We start from the raw sequence: 21,305 nt of genomic DNA, 5'->3' as shown, positions 1-21,305 counted from the left end.
CCTTCAAACGTATTTTGCTGAAAAACATTGCTTTTATTATAATGCTATAAATGAAAAGGTCAAACGAAAATTCAAAGAAAGAAAGGCCTCATACTTATGCAAAATAGATATTCTAGACAACAATTATTTCATCCCATCGGACAAACAGGGCAGCAGTCCATTCAACAAAAACACGTCCTAATCATTGGTGTAGGTGCATTAGGGAGTGCTAGCGCAGAAGCACTTGTGCGCGCTGGTATTGGCAAGCTGACCCTCATTGATCGTGATTACGTAGAGTGGAGTAATTTACAAAGACAGCAATTATATACAGAGCTAGATGCACAAGAAAAAATGCCAAAAGTCATCGCAGCTAAAACAAGACTTCACAGCATCAACTCAGAGATAGAAATCAATACTGCTATTATGGACGCTTGTACAGAGTCCTTGCTGCCATTATTAGAAGATGTCGATGTGATGGTCGATGCAACTGATAATTTTGATGTCCGTTTTCTCATGAATGACCTTGCACAAAAGTCTCGTATTCCCTGGGTATATGGTTCTTGCGTTGGTAGTTATGGTGCGACCTATACGATTGTACCAGGCAAAACACCATGTTTGCATTGCTTGTTACATGTCATGCCACATACAGGAATGACTTGTGATACGGTAGGTATTATTAGCCCAACAGTTCAAATCGTTGCAGCTTATCAAGTGGCAGAGGTTTTAAAATTGCTCGTTGGTGATGAGAAGGCCTTGCGAAAAAGCTATTTAACGTTTGATGTTTGGCAAAATCAACACTATGAAATCAATGTGGAAAAAATACGGCAAGCTGATTGTCCATCTTGTGGTAATCAACCAACATACCCTTATTTATCCTATGAAAATCAAACTAAATTACAGATACTTTGTGGACGAGACGCAGTACAAATACGCCCTCCGAAGCCAATTCACTATTCGTTTGAGCAGTTGGCAAATCAGCTTCGTCCCTATGGTGAAATTCAGGTAAATCCTTATTTGCTTTCTTGCCAAGCTGACGATTACCGAATTGTGATTTTCCAGGATGGGCGCGTAGTGATACATGGTATACAAAATATAGAAAAAGCAAAAAGCATTTATTATCGTTTATTAGGATAAAGGAGTGTGCCAAATGATAGAAAAAAGACAACCAATCCCTGTGGCAGAAGCGGTTCATCGTGTAATGGACTATGCCTTACCAGCAAAAAAAGAGCTTGTACCATTAACACAGGCCCATGGACGCTTTATAGCAGAAGCTGTTCGAGCTGATCATGATGTGCCCGCATTTGATCGTTCTCCTTATGATGGTTACGCTATTCGCTCCATTGATAGTAAAGAAGCCTCCGCAGAACATCCAGTCCGCTTTCAGGTTGTGGGGGAAATTGGCGCAGGCTATGTCTATGACGAAGTAGTTGGTGATCGACAAGCTGTCCGCATTATGACAGGTGCGCCAATCCCACAAGGGTGTGATGCAGTAGTCATGCTAGAATTAACCCATACTTTCGAAGAAAATCAACAAATGTATATGTCGATTAAACGGAATTTTGAAGCGGGAACCAATATTTCGTATAAAGGGGAAGATGTGCAGCAAGGCGCTGTTCTCATTGAAAAAGGTCAATATATTAATCCAGGGGTGATGGCCTTACTCGCTACTTTTGGTTATGAACAAGTACCTGTTTTTCGTAAAACAGTCATTGGTGTGATGGCCACTGGTAGCGAATTACTAGATCCCGGTGAACCTTTACAGCCAGGCAAAATTCGCAATAGTAATGCGTATATGATGATGGCTCAAATTGAGCGCGCTGGAGCAGAAGTTAAATATTTTGGCAAGTTTAGCGATGATCTTGAATTATGTATTGAGAATGTTGAAAAAGCTTTACAGGAAGTTGATATGTTAATTACAACGGGTGGCGTTTCCGTTGGGGATTACGATTACTTACCAGCCATTTATGAAGCGATAAATGCAAAGGTATTGTTTAACAAAGTGGCAATGCGCCCAGGTAGTGTGACTACAGTAGCTGCTCGAGAGGGACAATTATTATTTGGACTTTCTGGAAATCCTTCAGCTTGCTATGTTGGCTTTGAGCTTTTTGTACGTCCGATTATTCGCACTGCCTACAGTAATTCACAGCCCCATTTACGTAGAGAGCAAGCTATTTTAGGTAAGGATTTCACAAAGGCTAATCCATTTACACGCTTTGTAAGAGCACATGCTTATTATGAAAAAGGTCAGTTAGTGGCTGTGCCATCTGGTTTTGATAAGTCGAGTGCAGTTTCCTCTTTAGCATCAGCTAATGCGTTCATCGTCTTACCAGGTGGCTCGCGTGGCTATGAAAAAGGCATGTCAGTAACGGTCTTATTGTTAGAAGATTTGCAAGGAAGTGAGTGGCCTTGGGACAACATCGAAAAATCTTACAGATAGTTGGCTATCAAAATAGTGGTAAGACGACATTGATGGAGCAATTGATTAAGAGAGCGACAACGGAAGGGTTAAGAGTAGGAACCATCAAACATCATGGTCACGGTGGTGTGCCGATGATAGAAGCTTCGAAGGATAGTAGTCGACATGAGCTGGCAGGTGCGAGTGTCACAGCAGTGGAGGGGGAGGGTACTTTACGTATGAGTATTCAGCAAAATAGCTGGCACCTGTCTCAAATACTTGCGCTTTATGCGTCCCTTCCAATGGATATCATTCTGGTTGAAGGGTATAAAAATGAACATTATCCGAAGGTTGTGCTTGTACGAACTGCACAGGATCAAGCTTTATTACAGCAAGTATCTCAGATCATTTGTGTGCTCTATTGGCCAAGTTATCCACTGGATTCCTCACCCACTGTCCCAGCCTTTTCGATACATGAAGAAGCGCAATATATGGAGTTTTTATGGAAGGAAATGAGGAGAGAATCATGACGACAGCGTTATTTGAAATTATCAATAAACCCATTGATGTAGAGGAAGTTAGACAAAAGGTTCTGAGTCGAAATGCTGGAGCCATTACACTGTTCATTGGCACCGTGCGTGAAATCACAAATGGTAAAAAAACATTGCACTTGGAATATCAAGCTTATCCTGCGATGGCCATTAAAATGTTTGAACAAATTGCGCAGGAAATACAAGAGCAGTGGCCAGAAGCGAAAGTAGCCATTACCCATCGTGTAGGTCATTTAGATATTGCTGATATTGCTGTAGTCATTGCCGTATCATCACCACATCGTAAAGTCGCTTACATGGCGAATGAGTATGCGATTGACCGTATTAAGCAAATTGTGCCAATATGGAAAAAAGAGCATTGGGAGGACGGTACGGAATGGATTGGCGATCAATTAGAAAATGTCCCCTATCCGCAAGGGGAACCAGGCATTCAGAAGGAGGAAAATCGTGATTAATATCTTATTATTTGCTCACTTGCAGGAAGCAGTTGGTGCGCCTAAGCTAACTGTAGAGCTGTCAGATGTGACAGTGGCTGAATTGAAAGAGTGGATGGAACAGCACTATCCACAGCTATCATTACAGCAAATGATGACAGCGATTAATGAGGAATTTGCAACGGATACAACGATCATTAAGTCTGGTGACACAATCGCTTTTATTCCACCTATCAGTGGGGGATGAGAAAAAGATAATGTCAAAGGCAGAAAAAGCACCTTTGCAAGGTGAGGGGGTGATTTCCGTTCCGCCAGCGTCCTTTCCAGGGGGCGTCCGCTGAGCCGCTTCACTCACTTCCGTTCGCTCCAGGGTCTCAGCTGTGACGCTAAATCCCCTAGGAGTGACGCTGGCTCCACTCCAATCAACCATTTGGCAAAAGTGTCTTTTCCTTCTCTTTCATACGAGCCGTCACGATCAAAATCGCTCTTTATTTGTCTGATGAGAGAAAGGATAGCTCCTTATTTCCAAAGTGAAGAAGTGATGAGTGACAACACCCTCCATAAAGAGTAGTGAATACTTTCACTTTATTTGCCTTTGCTCAAAAGAAACATTTTTATGGATTGGAGTGGAAGGCTACTTGACTCCCGTGGGATAGCGAGACAGGCGAGCCCCTGCACGGAGCGGTAGCGGAGGAAGCGGCTCGACGCTCGCCCACAGGAAAGCAAGTAGCCTGCAACGGAAATCCATTTTCACCTTTCACAAAAATTCTATAGATCATTTTGTTTTTCAACACTATAAAAAGAGGTAGTTGGATTGAACCAACTACCTCTTTTATACTTTTAGAAGATGAATGCTAAGTAGCAAAAGGAAGGAAATAGCCATCATGCACAAAACCCATGTCCAGGCAAGGGTCATGTTACCCGCATCAATCGCCATATAAATAGCGAGCGGTGTTGTTTGTGTTTTCCCTGGAATATTCCCCGCAAACATTAAGGTAGCCCCAAATTCACCTAAAGCTCGAGTGAAGCTTAAAATCCCGCCAGACACGAGTGCCTTTAATGCAAGAGGAATTGATACAAAAAGAAAGACCTGCCGTTCATTAGCCCCATCCACACGTGCCGCATGTTCAATATCGCGATCAACAGAGGCAAAGCCTGTTTTAGCCGATTGATACATTAATGGAAAGGCAACAATGGTAGAAGCGATAACCGCCGCCCACCATGTGAACATGACGGGCTGATCGAATAGCCAAATAATAAAATTTCCTAATAGACTATTTTTCCCGAAAATGACGATGAGCAGGAAGCCTACTACAGTAGGAGGTAATACTAAGGGTAACAATAATACGGTTTCTAGTACTAGCTTGCCTTTAAAATCGTGGGTTGCCATCCATTTGCCCATGAAAATACCTGCTATGATCGCGATAATGCCTGCGACGAAGGCAATCTCAATGGAAAGTCTAAGTGGAGACCAGAAATCGGTACTCATTTTTTATTGAGCTCCTTTAAACCCATACTTTTTAAAGACATTCATAGCCTCATCACTTTGTAAAAAGTGATAAAAATCTTCTGCTTCTTGCGCATGCTTACTCGCTTTTAGCACACCTACAGGATAAATAATTGGTGCGTGTGTAGCATCATCTGCAGTTGCAATGACATCGACTTTATCAGATACTAGGGCATCCGTTTTATAGACGATTCCTGCATCCACATTTTCTGTTTCTGTGTACGTAAGTACTTGACGTACGTCTTTTGTATACACCACTTTAGATTCAAGTGAATCCCAAAGTTGCATATGCTTTAATGTGTCCACACCATACTGTCCAGCAGGAACCGTTTCAGGTGTACCGAGCGCGATTTTCCCTGCTTGTTGTAAATCTTCGAAGGATTGGATTTGTTTTTCATTGTCTTTTGGCACGATTAAGACTAATTCATTCGCTAAAAGATCCATTCCTTGCTTTTGATCAATCATTTCTTTCTCTACAAGTGCATCGAATTTATCTTCCGCTGCAGAAAAGAAAAGATCTGCAGGAGCACCCTGTAAAATTTGCTGTTGCAATGCACCTGAACCACCAAAGTTATAGAGGATTTTAATCGTATCATGCTCTTCTTCATAAGTTGTTTTAAGCTCTTCTAAGGCATCCTGTAAACTTGCTGCTGCAGAAATTGTTAATTCAACGGGTTTGTTTGCTGCCACCTCTTTTTCTTGGTTACCACAGCCTACTAATAGACCAACTAGTAATAATAGTGTCGCAAATAAACTATAAAATTTTTTCACTATGATTGTACTCCTTTTATAACTCGTTATAACAAGACATAGCTAATTATAATCAGTTATAAGTAAAAAAGAAAGATAGTGTTGGAAGAAAATTTCAAGATGTTCATCAAGCTATAAATGCGTTACCATGTAAAGAGAGGTTTATAGGAGGAGAATGTTTATATGTCACAAGATCAATCCTATACGATTGAAGAAGTTGCACAATTATTAAAGGTTTCGAAATTAACCATTTATGATTTGGTGAAAAAGGGAGATTTGCCAGTTTTCCGTGTGGGGCGGCAAATGCGAGTAGATCGTGCGGACTTGCAAGCCTATATACAAAAACGTAAAACAGGTACCACTCCAGCTATGTCCCCTGTAGCTACTTCACCTAAAAATCAGTCGAAAATTATTATTAGTGGGCAAGATTTAGTGTTGGATATAGTAGCAAAATATCTTGAGAAAAGACAAACAATGAAAGTATTACGTTCACATGAAGGTAGTTTTAATGGTGTCATGGCGATGTATCATGGCGACTGTAATATTGCGAGTTTACATATGTTTGATGGAGATACAGGAGATTATAATACGCCTTATGTAAAAAAAATCTTTGTGAGTCATGCCTTTGTCCTCATCAATGTTGTATCACGTAGAGCAGGTTTTTATGTTCAAAAAGGGAATCCATTGCAAATCCACACATTTGAAGATTTTAAAACAAAGTCATTTACATTTATTAATCGTGAGAAAGGCTCAGGTGCTCGCACTTTACTAGACGAGCAATTGCGTATTCATGAAATCGCACCATCCATGATTAAAGGGTATACCCATGAAGAAATGAGCCACCTCGACGTTGCCTCTGCTGTAGCAAATGGATATGCAGACGTTGGAATTGGGATTGAAAAAATCGCCAAGCTCATCCCTGTCGATTTTATACCCGCTGTCAGAGAGCGTTACGACATTGTGTTATTAAAAACGCCTGAAAATCAACAACTAATTGAGGCGGTGAAGGAAATTTTAAACGCACCAGATTTCCAAGCTGAGGTGGCTGCATTAGGTGATTATGACATTTCCCAAATGGGCCAAATTATGTATGAAACACTGTAATCAAAATTTTATATTGAGTTTAACAACGAAATCGATTATAATTTTACTGGGAAATTTTATGGTCGTTATGTCATAGTAATATTGCATAGCTTCTATGGAATTTTGAACGTATATATGGTGAGATGGATAAATTAGTAGGTAAAACTGCTAGAATATTAGCCCATCATAAAATAGCTTGCGTAGTAACCACGCAACTATTTTATGATGGGCTTTTTTATGTATATAGGTATAAAAAAGAGGAGTTGAATCATGTGACCTGGTCAGTATTACATGTCATTGGTATTATTGCTTATGCGATAAGTGGCGCATTTGTTGCGTTACAGGCCAAATATTCTTTTATTGGTATATTTGTGCTTGGACTTACTACATCTTATGGAGGTTCCATTATTCGCAACGTCGTACTGGATATACCAGTATCAGATATATGGGAGCGGCAATCCTTATTAGTTGTTTTAGTCACGCTGACGACTATTTTATTTGTCAAAAGGAATTGGATTCATCACTGGAACCGCTGGGGCTATTTCTTTGATTCGATTGGCCTTGCTTCCTTTGCAATACAAGGAGGATTGTTAGCGCAAAGCCTCCATCATGATCTAGGTATTATTATTCTAGCTTCTATGTTTACTGGTGTTGGCGGTGGCATGATCCGAGATTTGTTAGCGGGGAGAACGCCGCTCGCACTAAGAGAAGAAATCCATGCTGTCTTAACATTTTTGTGTGGGCTTTGCATCTGGGCAGGGTGGAGCAGCCCACTTCAATTGTCAGTCATTGTTATTTTGATTGTGATCATCCGTATGTTATCTGTGAATAATAAATTGAAGCTTCCTTAAAAATTGTTGGACTTGTCCAAGTTTTTTAGCAGGATACTGAAAGTAGGTGATTGAAGGAATGTTTTAAGCTGTTCAATTTAGTATGTTGTGTTTCTTTATGAAGAATATTCTTCTGCTGATTTGTATTGGAAATTAATCTGAGTGATTGAATGTGTTGGGTATAGAAAACTTCCTAATAAACATACATATCAACATAGTATAATTTTGTTTTAAAAGGACTTCTATAGGGAAGAATCCTTTTTTTTTGTGATTTTTAGTAGTTCTAACAAGACTCTATGTAAATACTCATAGACTAAGAACAACGAATGGTAAATATAACATAATTGGTATTTTTTATAAAATAAGGCAGGTTATTTATTGACTATTTATTCCAGGGTGTTTAATATTGTAATTGGAAAATAGATTTGTTTTTATAAGTAAATATCCTTTAATGTAATTTTAAGGAATTTTTACTCTGGGGTTGTGGAGAACATTTTGGGGGCGTGATATGTGATAGAAATTTGTTTAATTAAAGTACCTGTACATATTTCAAATTATTCTGAACTAATGAATTTTGTATGTACAAAAAAAGCAAGAAGAATAGAAGCTTACTTAAATAAAATAGATGCATATAGATCCTTAATAGCTGAATTGTTGATGAAATATTTATTGATGAAGCATTTAAAATGTCATCCTTCTGAAATAAATATCCAAACGAATACATATGGGAAGCCATACTGTATCAATGGAGATTATGAATTTAACATTTCTCATTCAGGTGAATGGGTCATATGTGTCATTGGCAATTGTGATGTAGGAATTGATATTGAAGAGATGAAAGCTAATTACGATGATGAAATAATTAAAAATTATTTTTCACGTATAGAATACGCTTCGTACAAACAAACGCCAACTGAAAGGAAAAAAGAACATTTTTATGATTTATGGACTTTGAAGGAAGCTTTTGTGAAAAATATTGGATTAGGTTTAAGCATTCCTTTAGATTCTTTCTCCATAGAGACTAGTAATAATGAAATTTCAATTGAACAAAATATTAGTCCTTATCCTTATTATTTCAAGCAATATAACTTGATTAATGGTTATAAAATTTCCGTATGCAGTAAAATGAATGAATTTCCATCAGAGCAACAACTAAAGATAAAAGAGTTTTCGGCTTTAGAAAAATATTTTTTGAATAATCTGATATTAGAGGAGGATAAATATTATGAGTAAATTAATACCTCAAGTTTTAAATCTTCTTAAAAATAAAGAACTAACAAAAAATGCAGCGAAACAAATCATTGAATCGGTGAATGAAATTAAAAGTGAGTCTAAACCGAAAGTAGATAAAAAGATCGCAATTATCGGAATTTCTGCGGAATTACCTGGTGCTAAAAATTTTGATGAATTTTGGAATGTTTTAAGCAATGAACAGGACAAAATAACAGAATTAAGTGATAGTAGGAAAGCGTTGTGTGAGGGATTCCTTGTTAATAATATGGAAAAACTTAAAATTTCAAAGGAGAAGCCGTTTTGGGATGCAGCATGGCTAGATGAAATTGATAAATTTGATGCTGGATTTTTTAATATTTCAGCTGCTGAAGCAAAAGTGATGGATCCACAACAGCGTAGATTCCTTCAAATTGCATACCAATGTTTTGAAGATGCTGGTTATGCAGGGAGTCGTATAAAAAATTCAAATACAGGTGTTTACATTTCAGCAGCTATGACCAATTACTCTGAAGGATTGGCTGAATTCACACCATTAAGTGTTCCAGGTAATATTCCTGCTTTTACGGCCTCAAGAATTTCTTATATTTTTAATTTAAAAGGACCGTCTTATGTTGTGAATGCTACCTGTGCCTCTTCAATGTTGGCAATTCACGAAGCCTGTGTGGGTTTAATGAATAATGATTGTGAAACGGCATTAGTCGGTGGTGTTAATATTTTTCCTTATCCAATAAATAGTGAAAAACTTTTTATGAATGCTGCGGGTATTATGTCTGAGCAACAAAAGTGTAAGCCATTTGACGACTCAGCAAGTGGGATAGGAAGAGGAGAAGGGGCAGTAGCGCTGTTATTAAAACCTTTAGATCAAGCAATAGAAGATAATGATAATATCCACGCTGTTATAATTGCCTCTAAAGTAAATAATGATGGTACTTCAGCAGGTATTACTGCACCAAATCCTAAAGCACATGCAGATTTATTAGCCGAAACTTGGGATTTAGCTGGCATTAAGCCTGAGCAAATTGACTATATTGAAGCGCATGGCACAGGTACTCATTTAGGTGACCCTATTGAAATACGAGGCCTTCAAGAAGCAGTTGAACGAAGTAATAATGATAAACAATTTTTGCCAATTGGTTCTGTGAAGGGAAATATTGGCCACTTACTTGATGGAGCTGCAGGTTTATCGGGTGTAATCAAAGCGCTACATGTAATAAAAAAAGGAATAGTTCCACCTACAATAAATTTAGTTGAACCAAATACACATATTGATTTTGTCAATTCTCCAGTTTTTATTCCGACATTACCATTTAATATTAAAAAAAATAAAAAAGAAAATGAACCTATTGTAGCTGGTGTAAGTTGTTTTGGCTTTAATGGTACAAATGTACATTTACTATTAGAGGAAGCTCCAACGAAGACTGAAATCCATAAGAAAGATCCTAATAAAAAAGCATATGTTATTCCTTTTTCTGCTAAATCTGAATTATCTTTGCGAGGGACTATTGAACATTTCTCCAATTTAACTGGGGATATGATTAATATAAGTGATTTAGCATATACGATGTGTACAGGTAGGGAGCATCATGAAATAAGAGTAGCCATTATTGCTGAGACAATAGACGATCTAATAGCCGCATGTAAAAATTTAATCAATCTTGATATGGCTAATTGGGAAAAAATTATTGATATGACAACCCATGACGATCACAATATCAAAAAATTGGCAGAAGATTTTATTACAGGTGAAAAATGTAGTTGGCATAAACAATTCCAAGATGAGAAGAATCATAAAATTTCTTTACCTACATACTACTTTGATGAGAAATCTTATTGGTTACAGAGTGAGGCTGGCGTAAAGGCTATAGAGGTAAAAGGAAAAACAAATCTTGAAGAAATCATTCGTTTAGCAGAAATAATCCTAGAAACAGAGAATATTAAGCAGACGGATAGTTTTATATCAGTAGGTGGAAATTCTCTTTCAGGGCTACAATTTATTACTCGTTTGAAAAAACAATTTAAGAGAGACTTTGTATTAGATGATGTATTCCTTACATTTGAACAACTAAGTAAACAATTAAACAATGATCATTCAAAATCAACAGAGGAAATACCTCAAATTAGTGTAGAAAATCATGAATATCCATTATCATACGGTCAAAACAGATTAAGCATTATAGAACAATTAACAGATCAAAAAATGGTTTACAATACTCCGTTTATTTTTAAAGTTAACGGGTTAGTTGACATTGAGAGATTACGCCAAACATTCGATTTACTTTCACAGAGACATGAATCGTTAAGAACAGTTTTTGTAAAGCATGAGAATGGAAATAAACAGAAAATACTGCAAAAACCAAACTATTTATTTGAATACAAAGATTTTCATTTAGAAGATAATGCTGAAGCAAAAGCTATGGATCAAATAAATCGTTGGAAAGAAACTCCGTATGATTTGGAAACGGGACCCCTTTTAAGAGTATTTGTATATAAAACAGGAAAAGATAAAAGTCTGTTTGCTTTAATGATGCACCATATTATAGTAGATGGCTGGTCATTATCGCTATTATCGGATGAACTTTTCACTTTGTACAATAGTAGTAATAATATACATGAAACATTGCCACAAATAGAAAATACGTATGTAGATTTTGCTGCATGGCAACGTGAAAATATAGAAAGTGGTAGATTTAAACAACATGAAGATTACTGGCTTCATACATTAAGCGGAAGTCTTCCGATTACCGAAATCACAGGCGATAAATTAAGACCAAGTACTTTCCGCTATACAGGAAAGCTAAAAAGGTTTGATATTAGTGCTACATTAGCAGATCAATTAAGAACTTTTGCTAATACAAATGAAAGTACATTATACATGGTTTTAGTTTCAAGTGTATTTAAACTTATTAATCAGATGACTGGAGATACGGATATGGTGATCGGGACACCAGTATCTGGAAGATTGAATGAAGAATTAGAGAAAATTATTGGTTTATTCACAAATACTATCCCATTAAGGATTAATTATGAAGAACAGGATGATTTCCTTACATTATTAAGAAATGTCAAGACCATGTTATTGGATAGCTTTAAGCATCAAGAATATCCTTTCGATTTATTAGTGGAGAAATTAGATTTACCTCGAGATACTAGTCGTTCACCTTTATTTAATATAAACGTGGCACTTCAAAATTTTAAATTTAAAAATACGACATCAGCTTTTGACGATGCAGAATTAACACCTATTGTTTCTGAACACAAAACTAGTAAATGGGATCTTGAATTCGAATTCGTTGAATTACCAAGTGGAGAGTTATTCTGCAACCTTGAGTATTATGACGGTGTATATTCATCTAAATTTATTGATTCATTAATTGAAACGTATTTACAAATACTAGAAATGGTTTTACATGAGCATGAATTAAATAACACCGATGTAGAAAATAGTAAAAGTGTTATAAATGGTCAATTTGTCGAAGACGGCAGAAACTTTTTAAATACCATTTTAATGATGGCAGAAAAGAACCCACAAAAAACAGCATTAGAAGATAACGAAGGCTCATTAACATATCAAGAGTTGGTAGATAGAAGTAAATCAATAGCAAGAAAATTATTGAACAGCAACAGTGAAATCAAAAATATTGTCATTATTTCTGACAATAATAGAACAGCCATTTTAGGTATTTTATCTTGTTTAATGAGTAATGTCACATTTATACCTGTATCACCTAAAAATCCAAAAGCAAGAATTGAATCTATTATCAAACAAAGTCAAGCTAACGTTATTATTTCAGAAAAGAAATTCTATTCATTGTGTAATAGGCTGTTATTTGAAAATGACAATATTCAAACGGTTATGGTGTTAGGAGAAACAGATTTAGATCAGTGTGCTGTTGTTGATTCAAGTGAATTAATGAACGAATCTTTGTGGAACTATTTTGCAGAAGGGCAGAAAACAGAAATAGAGGCTAGTGGTTGGAATAGTAGTTATACAGGTGAAGCTTTCAGTTCCTTAGAAATGCAAGAGTATGCCGAAAATGCAGTAAACAAAATAAGAAAGTATTTACCTCAAGATTCAAATGTATTAGAGCTTGGATGTGGCTCAGGTTTGACAACTTTTGCTCTTGCTCCATATACGAAAACATATACAGCTATGGATTTATCTTCCTCCATTATCGAGAGGAATAAACAGATTGCCCAAAAATCTAACTTTAACAATATTCAATTTGACATTTCCAAGGCTCATGCCTTTAAGAAGTTTGAAACAGCATTAGATGCGGTTGTCATTAATAGTGTTATTCATTGTTTCCCGAGCTATGGCTATTTAAAGGTGGTACTTCAAAAAGCTATTGACTCTTTAAAAGAGGGCGGAATCATCTTCTTGGGAGATTTATTAAATATCGATAAAAAAGATGAATTTGTCTCTTCTTTACAAGCATTTAAAGAAGAAAATATGGATAAGAATACTAAATTAGATTGGGATACAGATTTATTTATTAATGAAGAAATTTTAAAAGAGCTTCTCAGTGATATCGGTGCTGATATACAAATTGAATGTTCTGAGAAGACATACACTGTAAGCAATGAGCTAAATCAATATAGATTTGATGCTGTCATCATTGTTAAAGAGAAGAGCGCAAAATATAAACAAAGCAGCTCTAAAAATATGCTAAGTGAAGCAATTCATCTAGACGAGCATGTAGAGATTGAGTTAAATTCTTTTGCTAAAACTTCTCCTGCATATATTCTCTTTACATCCGGTAGTACTGGAAAACCAAAAGGTGTAGTTGTTTCAGGTAAAAACCTTAATAATTATTTGAACTGGGCTACTGCATACTATTCACCTACTGGAAGATCGTTAAATATGCCATTTTTCACTTCAATATCTGTCGATTTAACGATTACTTCCATGTTTATTCCGTTAATAACGGGTGGAAAAATAATATGCTGTGAAGGAGAAATCGATCAGGCTTTTGAAAGTGTAGCCAAAATAAAAGAAACAATAACGATAAAAGGCACACCTAAACAGATCCAGTATTTAATTGAGGATGAGAGATTTGCACCAAATGTAGAGTGCTTCATCCTAGGGGGAGAAGCTTTAGATATATCATTATGTAAAACGTTGAGAGATCAATTCCCTTATGCTCGTATCATTAATGAATATGGGCCAACTGAAGCTACTGTTGGAACGATTTATCATGAAGTAACGGAAGAAGATTTACATTCAGATTATATCCATGCGCCAATCGGATTACCGATTCATAACACTTCTGTTTACATTTTGAACAATCAGAATCAGCTAGTCCCTTCATATGGTGTTGGTGAAATCGTATTAAGTGGTGAGAGTGTTGCCCTAGGCTATTTGGGAGAGCCTAATTTAACTAGAACTAAGTTTATAGCTAATCATATTAATCATTTACACTCAGGCTATTTATATAAGACAGGGGATTTGGGGCAAGTATTGCCTAACGGTAAAATCGTTTGTTATGGACGTAAAGATAATATGGTTAAAATTCGTGGCCATAGAGTGGAGCTAGAAGAAATCGAAAGATATTTGCGAGAAATCCCAAGTATTAAAGATGCTGTGGTTAAATTATATAAAAATGAATCTGGTGAACAGCTGTGTGCTTACTTAATCAGTCAACAAGAGATTAATCAAAGAGATATTGAAAAGTACCTTTTACGATATTTACCAGAATCTTTAATTCCTACGTATTATCAAAAAATAGAAAAAATTCCAATGGCTAATAGTGGAAAAGTAGATAGACTTTCACTGCCAAGCCCTGAATTATACGACGACAGAATAGTTCAGACAGATGATATTAGTAGTTTGACAGAGGTTGAAAGAGAGTTGCTGTCTATACTAAAAGGGATTTTAAGTGACCGTCAATTTAACATTGATTCTGATTTCTTTAAAATTGGAGGAGACTCCATCAAGGCATTAAAGTTTATCTCAAAGGCAAAGGAAAAAAATATTAATTTGAAAATTGACCATATCTTTAATTGTAGAAGTATTCGAAAAATCGCTATGAACACTACTAAAGAAATGGACATTCAAAAAGAATGGCAGGAATTAAGTTCTAAGGAGATTCCACTTGCTCCAATGCAAAGATGGTTCTTCCAACAAACATTTAAACATGCCCACTATTGGAACTTATTAATGTCAGTAGAATTGCCTGAGAAAGTGGATGTGGCTGCTTTAGAAAAGTCTTTCCAATCAATTATTTCAGTTAATGAGAGCTTGCTGACATGGTTTGATGTGAACGAGAGCAAACCAAAGGCTTTTGTTGAACCAAGCTTAGTCAACAAATTTAAGCTAATTGTGAAAGATCTAAAATTAACACCTCCAAGTATGTTAAAAGAAGAAATTGAAAAGATTCAATTCCAATTACAAAATAACTTTAATTTTGGAAAGGTATTACCAATAGGAGCAGTAGTGTTCCTAACATCTAAGAAGCCTATTTTAACATTCTTTATTCACCATCTAGTCGTTGACGGAGTTTCATGGAGGGTTCTATTAGAGGAATTAGAAAATAATTATGTAGCTATTGTAAATGGTGAAGATAAGATCAGCTTCCCTATGACGCAATTTTCGGATTGGATAGGAGAATTGTATAAAAAAGAATTACACACGAATTATTCTTATTGGGAAAATATAGATGTGGAAAATGTACATCCATTATGCATTCAGCCTGTCAGAAAAGATTATTTATTTAAGGATCGATATCATGTAACGAAAACGCTAAGTGAGGAAAGTACAAAGCAATTTTTAAATGCTAGAAAACATTCAGAAATTTATAAACCTGATGTTCTTATTGCCGTAACATTTGCTCAAGCGTTTAGTCAAATATTTGGTCAAAAAGATGTGTTATTTAACTTTGAAGGGCATGGACGAGATAGTCGCCAATCAGCATTAGATCTTAGTAGAACAATAGGTTGGTTTACTACGATGTATCCGCTACAGGTGACAATAAATACTGTCGAAGAAATGCTTTACACAGTTGGACAAGCATTGAGCGAAATTGGCAGTGGACTGGACTTTATGATAGCAAGGTGGATCAAAGAAAATAACAACATTACGCATATTCAACCATCAATATTGGTCAATTATTTAGGGGATTTTGATAACGATATTAGTACTTCCACAAATAGTAAAAATGGAGGGAACGGAGTGCTACAGTACTCCTCAAATCTTCCTCAGGCCCCTGCTATTCATCCTGATAATGAACTTTCTAATATTTTGGAAATAAACATCTTTATTTTGGATGGAAAACTTAATCTAAGCTTAGAGGTAGATACACAAGTGATTAGTAATGAAAAAGCTCAACATCTCTTATCTAAGTTTGAAGAAGCTTTGGTTGAATGTAGTGGAAATGCAAAGGAGCCCCAAAGTACATGATAACTTATTTTAGCAAACCAACAAACAGAGGATTTACAATCTTTTTAATGGTTGTAGCTACTCATTTTATATCTTTATTAGGTTCTTCTGTTGCAAGGTTTGGGCTTGGTGTCTGGGCTTACCAAAGTACAGGTCAAGTATCTAGTTTTGCGGTCGTTTTAGTTGCAGGATTTCTACCAGCAATTGTGTTATCGCCTTTTATAGGAATTTGGATAGATAGGAAAGGTCCACGATTATTAATATTACTAGGAGATATTATTGGACTAATTATTTCTTCAATAATTTTCTCCTCCCTTTTACTAGGGAATATAAGTATGGTTCATGTAATTGCTGGTGCTATATCTCTTTCTATAGTTAGCTCTATGCAAACACCAGCATTACAAACATTAGCACCTAACCTAGTGCCAAAGGAAAAGTTATCTAGAGCTAATGGTGTATTTTCCATGGCATCGTCGACTAGTGATGTTCTGGGTCCTGTTATTGGTGGTGTAATAATGGGATTTGGAAGTATTATCTATATCATTGGGGCAGAGCTAGTTACTTATTGTATTGCCATTCCTATTCTCTTAATACTTTGGACAAAATTAAGTGTGAAAGAGAACAGTGACAATGAAGATAGCAATGAAAATAACTCCATTTTAGGTGATCTAAAAGATGGTTTCAATTATTTAATCAAGCATAAATCACTTCTTACGTTAGTGTTACTATTTACGGTTTTAAATTTTGCACTAGGGTTCAATCAAGTAGTTGGACAGCCGTATATATTGAGCTTTGGAACTGTTGAACAATTTGGTTTACTAAGCTCTATATATGGAGGAGGGATGGTATTAGGCGGAATACTAATGTCATTCATCAAATTGAAGAAACACATCATATGGTTAGTACTAATTTCGAATTTTGGTATTGGTGTTTTTATAACGTTAACAGGGTTATTCAATAATATGCTATTAATTGCCGTTTTTTGGGGTGGTTTAGGGTTATTACTGCCAGTGGTTAATACAGGTACACTAACTTTAATTCAACTTCATACGGAGCCCAATTTATTAGGAAGAGTTTTTTCAATTGCTAGAACATTCGCTTGGATTTCATTACCCGTCGCTTACATTTTAGGAGGAATACTTGCTGATAAATTAGTTGCCTCAAACGTAAATATTATCCCTTATTTAGGTAGTGGAGAACGAGGAGTGTATGGGACACTACTCTTACTAGCTGGAGGCTTAATTATATTAACTGTGGCAATTTTCGCTCAACTAAAATACATTAAAGACTTTGATAGGAGAGAAGAAAATGATGTACAGCACAATGTCTAAAAAAATATTAAGTTTAGTAGAAGAAAATAAGTTGGATACAAATTTAGCATTAAATTTACTAGATGAAATGGAAAAAGAAACAAGTGAACCACTCGCAATTGTTGGTATGTCTTTAAGATTTCCTAATGTCTCAAACCTGGATGATCTATGGACAGGTCTCATAAATAAAAAGGATTTTGTGACTGAATTTTCAAAAGAGCGTTTTGATTTAATTGTTAATTCTAACCCTAAATTGCATGACATGTATAACCATTTGAAAAATAATTTAACGAATGATCCAAGATCGTATGGCTCATGGCTAACGAACATTGAACAGTTTGACCCTGAACAATTCGGATTGAATGAACATGAAGCTCAATTTATGGGGCCAGCGGAGCGTTTGTTTTTACAGGTTGCATTAGAGTCCTTGTACATGGCAGGATACAAGGAAAATCATCTAAAGGATTCAAATACTGGCGTATTTATAGCGCATACTCCTCATCCTGCATTTGATTATTTAAATTTATTTGAAGAAAAAGATGAGCGGGCTTTTATTTCAAATATACCTGCTAATCTGGGCTACCATTTATCATATGCATTCGATCTTAAAGGTCCAGTTATGACAATTAATACGAGTTGTTCCTCTTCTTTAGCCGCTGTTCATGTTGCTAAAAATGCGCTTAAGCAGGGGGATTGTAACTTAGCGGTAGTCGCTGGAGTGAATTTGAATTTATTTCCTTATTGGGAAGAGGAAGCGCCTGATTATGTTGTAAGAAGCACAAAATATAGATGTTCACCATTTGATGAAAGTGCAGATGGAATTATCGGAGGTGAAGGGGTTGCTGCTATTGTTCTAAAGAGATTATCTGATGCTATAAACGACAACAATCACATTCATACTGTCTTAAAGGGTTCAAGTATAAGTAGCGATGGTGCATCAAATGGGATGCAAGTTCCGAATCCTGACGCTCAATCTAAAGCAATCATGGATGCTCTGGAAGATGCAAAGTTATCATTTAATGATATTGATTTTGTTGAGGCGCATGGCGCAGGTACTCAAGTAGGTGATTTACTCGAAGTAGAGGGACTTAAAAAGGCCTATCTACAAAAATCAAATAAGACTGTTGAATGTCAATTAGGTTCAATTAAGTCGAATTTTGGCCATATGGGTGATGCTGCAGGTATTGCAGGATTAATAAAAGCTGTACTATCCATCGAAAAAAGAACAGTTCCAGGTCTTAATCATTTTGTAGCAGAAAATCCTAAAATAAGCTTCAAAGAAACACCGTTCAAAGTCAGCTCAGAAAATAAAACGTTTGATGAGCATAAAATTTTAAGAGCAGGTGTTAATTCAATAGGCATAAGTGGCACGAATGTTCATGTGGTACTAGAGGAGTATCGACATCATAAACAGGAGCAAGTAACTGAAAAACTGACACCGTTGTTTATTTCAAGTAAAACTCGTAGAGCGCTTTGGGATCAAATAAAAACCTTAGCTAGTCATCTTAAAAATAATGAAAATTACAGTATTCAAGATTTAGCCTATACATTAAATAATAGAAGAAGCCATGAACAGTCTAGAGTATGTATTTTTGCAAGCGATTGTCATGAACTACTTCGAAAAGTCGAAAGATTATTAAATGTAAGAACATTTGAAAAGGTCCCGAAGAATTTTTATACACAAGGCATATTTTTAGCTGATGAACATGAAACACAAGTTGATAGTATTAAAAATCTAGATGAATTTACCGCTTCATCATCAGCAGATAAAGCGCTAATGCAGCGATACTTAGAAGGTAACAATGTTACAGAGGAATGTCGCGAATTATTTAAAGATGGGCAATTACTTCCGTTGCCAGTCAGTATTTTTAATACAAGAAGAATATGGCCATCTAGTAAAGAGGCATTCCAAAATCAGACGAAAGAGCTATTTTTCGAAAAGAAATGGTTATATTATCCTTATGATAATACGACTACTGATGTAGCATTAAAAGCAGGATCAACTTGGCTTTTCTTTGTGAATAAAGATGATGAAAATATAGTTGAGCTAAAAAATAGAATGGCTGCTTTAGGTATAAAAATAATTGAAGTACTTGAATCAGACAAATTTGTAAAATATACAACGGAACAATATGGTATTGACATAAATTCCGAAAAAGATATGTATAAGCTGTTTGAAAATATAGGTGTGGATGAATTAAGGAATTTAAAAGGGATTATCCATTCTTACACATTCAAGCACTTAGATGAAACAATGGAAACAAAAGAAAATATGGAGAAATCCCAAGAAGAAGGTATTTTCTCACTATTCAATATAACAAAGATGTTATTAGAGTTTGAAGTTACACATCCAATTCAATTAAATGTCATGTCGTCATTAACAGAGCAAGTTCAGGACAATGAAAAAATAATTCCTGCTAGGGTAACAACTTTTGGCTTAGCGAAAGTTATCTCACAGGAACAGCCGACTATTTCATCCTATTCGATCGATCATGATTTAGACGGAAGTTCTCAAGACATTGCTACACAATTATTAAAAGAGTTACAACAAGATAAAGATCATCGCCCAGAATTAGTGGCATTTAGAAAATCAAAAAGATATACAAAAGTTATTGAAAGACAAAGCGATGACTTTAATGGCAATGAAATTATAGTAAGAGCGAATGGAAACTATGTTATTGCAGGTGGTACAGGATATTTAGGTGTTCAATTAGGGAAGTTTTTAAGTGAAAAGCAAAATGTCAATATAATTTTATTAGCTAGAAATTTATTACCAGACCGAATGGAATGGGCAAAGATTATTGAGAATAATCAACCAGAAGATGAAATGTTGATTTATAAACTGATGTCAATTATGGAGATTGAAAGTCGAGGTTCTACAGTTACAATCTTGCAGTGTGATGTGACAGATGAACATGCTGTTAAAGAAACATTTGCGAAAATTAGACAAGATTTTGGTGAAATCAATGGAGCGTTCATGTTAGTCAAACAACTTTACCATCTATGGATAAAAGAATTAACGCTTAGTCAATTCAAAAAAGGTATTCATAACCGAGTAATCGGCACTTATTTAGTGGAAAAGGAATTAAATCCAGAGCCATTAGATTTCTTTATCCTATTTTCTTCAATCTCTTCTTTAATGGGTACAAAATCTGCAAGTGAATGCTGCGCTGTGAATCAATATTTAGACTCGATGGCTGGGTATTTGAATCAAAAAGGAATCAACGGTAAAACGATGAACTTTACGTTAATACTAGACGATAAAAAAGATTTTGGGAGTGATACGGCCATACCTCCAATTGATTTTGTAGATTTCCAAAATTCATTGAACTTATTTTTCACTAAAGGCTATGAATGGAGTCTGATTTCACGTTTTGATTTAGAGCAAGTCCATTATCTTAAACCAGTTATTAAAATTCCATTTGGCGAGCGTTTTTGGAACGAAGTAGAGCGCTTTAATCAGTCAAAAAATAATCAAAACGAAAGTATTTCAACGGAAGAAGTAGTAGTGAAAAGTGAGTTTACACTATCTGAGATTGAAGCGAGTATACGTGAAATTTGGAAAACAGTTTTAGGTATTTCAACGATTAAAGAAATTGATAATTTCTTTAGTTTAGGAGGAAGTTCTTTAAGTGCTTTAAGATTTGTTCATTTATTTAAAAATAAATTCATTGATTTAAAATTTGAAATCTCTGATTTATATAGTAATCCTACATTCCAAGACCAAATTGTATACTGCGATCATTTTTATAATGCCAAAGATGAATTAAGCGATATTCTTGAGGCATTTGAAAGTGATGACATTTCATCAGAAGAGGCATTATCTCTACTATTGAATAAGCATTGAGTTGAAAGGAA

At 35.6% G+C, this 21,305-nt stretch carries 13 protein-coding genes; 11 read left to right on the top strand and 2 right to left on the bottom strand.

The genetic code is table 11. The features are described from left to right. Window positions 1-96 precede the first annotated feature (96 nt). The 5 genes from MKY46_RS13295 to moaD are packed head-to-tail and all read left to right on the top strand — an operon-like array spanning window position 97 to window position 3,606. The gene (locus MKY46_RS13295; protein ID WP_036120630.1) at window positions 97-1,113 is read left to right on the top strand and encodes a thiazole biosynthesis adenylyltransferase ThiF; all 1,017 of its coding nucleotides are present in this window, start codon (window positions 97-99) and stop codon (window positions 1,111-1,113) included. A 16-nt stretch (window positions 1,114-1,129) separates the two neighbouring features. Beyond that, window positions 1,130-2,416 carry a molybdopterin molybdotransferase MoeA gene (locus MKY46_RS13290; protein ID WP_340835676.1) on the top strand — a complete coding sequence of 429 codons (1,287 nt, stop codon included), beginning with the start codon at window positions 1,130-1,132 and terminating at the stop codon, window positions 2,414-2,416. Beyond that, on the top strand, window positions 2,386-2,904 hold the full coding sequence (gene mobB, locus MKY46_RS13285) for a molybdopterin-guanine dinucleotide biosynthesis protein B (RefSeq protein WP_445299952.1): 519 nt from the start codon (window positions 2,386-2,388) through the stop codon (window positions 2,902-2,904). The genes MKY46_RS13290 and mobB overlap by 31 nt, the downstream gene beginning before the upstream one ends. Further along, on the top strand, window positions 2,901-3,380 hold the full coding sequence (locus tag MKY46_RS13280) for a molybdenum cofactor biosynthesis protein MoaE (protein WP_058844577.1): 480 nt from the start codon (window positions 2,901-2,903) through the stop codon (window positions 3,378-3,380). Before mobB ends, MKY46_RS13280 begins: the two co-directional genes overlap by 4 nt. Continuing rightward, window positions 3,373-3,606 carry a molybdopterin converting factor subunit 1 gene (moaD, locus tag MKY46_RS13275; RefSeq protein ID WP_141903735.1) on the top strand — a complete coding sequence of 78 codons (234 nt, stop codon included), beginning with the start codon at window positions 3,373-3,375 and terminating at the stop codon, window positions 3,604-3,606. The genes MKY46_RS13280 and moaD overlap by 8 nt, the downstream gene beginning before the upstream one ends. 585 nt (window positions 3,607-4,191) lie before the next feature. Here moaD and modB read toward each other — a convergent pair. Both modB and modA read right to left on the bottom strand, forming a co-directional pair. Continuing rightward, on the bottom strand, window positions 4,192-4,848 hold the full coding sequence (gene modB / locus MKY46_RS13270; RefSeq protein WP_340834470.1) for a molybdate ABC transporter permease subunit: 657 nt from the start codon (window positions 4,846-4,848) through the stop codon (window positions 4,192-4,194). A 3-nt stretch (window positions 4,849-4,851) separates the two neighbouring features. Beyond that, entirely contained in the window at window positions 4,852-5,637 is a 786-nt protein-coding gene (modA, locus tag MKY46_RS13265; RefSeq protein WP_340834467.1) for a molybdate ABC transporter substrate-binding protein, read from the bottom strand. A 162-nt stretch (window positions 5,638-5,799) separates the two neighbouring features. Between modA and MKY46_RS13260 the strand changes: the two genes are divergently transcribed. The 6 genes from MKY46_RS13260 (at window position 5,800) to MKY46_RS13235 (ending at window position 21,294) form a co-directional block, all read left to right on the top strand. After that, window positions 5,800-6,720: a helix-turn-helix transcriptional regulator gene (locus MKY46_RS13260; protein WP_036120596.1), complete on the top strand. Its 921-nt coding sequence runs from the start codon at window positions 5,800-5,802 to the stop codon at window positions 6,718-6,720. 251 nt (window positions 6,721-6,971) lie between these two features. Then, on the top strand, window positions 6,972-7,550 hold the full coding sequence (locus MKY46_RS13255; RefSeq protein WP_036120593.1) for a trimeric intracellular cation channel family protein: 579 nt from the start codon (window positions 6,972-6,974) through the stop codon (window positions 7,548-7,550). A gap of 489 nt (window positions 7,551-8,039) precedes the next feature. Further along, window positions 8,040-8,762 (top strand): 4'-phosphopantetheinyl transferase family protein, encoded by a 723-nt coding sequence (locus MKY46_RS13250; RefSeq protein WP_230593783.1) that lies wholly within the window; start codon window positions 8,040-8,042, stop codon window positions 8,760-8,762. Next, complete coding sequence (locus MKY46_RS13245) at window positions 8,755-16,158, top strand: condensation domain-containing protein (RefSeq protein ID WP_340834463.1); 7,404 nt, start codon at window positions 8,755-8,757, stop codon at window positions 16,156-16,158. The genes MKY46_RS13250 and MKY46_RS13245 overlap by 8 nt, the downstream gene beginning before the upstream one ends. After that, complete coding sequence (locus MKY46_RS13240) at window positions 16,155-17,468, top strand: MFS transporter (protein WP_058844580.1); 1,314 nt, start codon at window positions 16,155-16,157, stop codon at window positions 17,466-17,468. Before MKY46_RS13245 ends, MKY46_RS13240 begins: the two co-directional genes overlap by 4 nt. Continuing rightward, the gene (locus MKY46_RS13235; RefSeq protein ID WP_340834462.1) at window positions 17,446-21,294 is read left to right on the top strand and encodes a beta-ketoacyl synthase N-terminal-like domain-containing protein; all 3,849 of its coding nucleotides are present in this window, start codon (window positions 17,446-17,448) and stop codon (window positions 21,292-21,294) included. Before MKY46_RS13240 ends, MKY46_RS13235 begins: the two co-directional genes overlap by 23 nt. Window positions 21,295-21,305 lie beyond the last annotated feature (11 nt).

Source organism: Lysinibacillus sp. FSL M8-0355, from assembly GCF_038008985.1.
Classification (GTDB): domain Bacteria; phylum Bacillota; class Bacilli; order Bacillales_A; family Planococcaceae; genus Lysinibacillus; species Lysinibacillus fusiformis_D.
The sequence above is the reverse complement of the archived record's forward strand: the minus strand, read 5'-3'. Positions and strand labels throughout refer to the sequence as shown.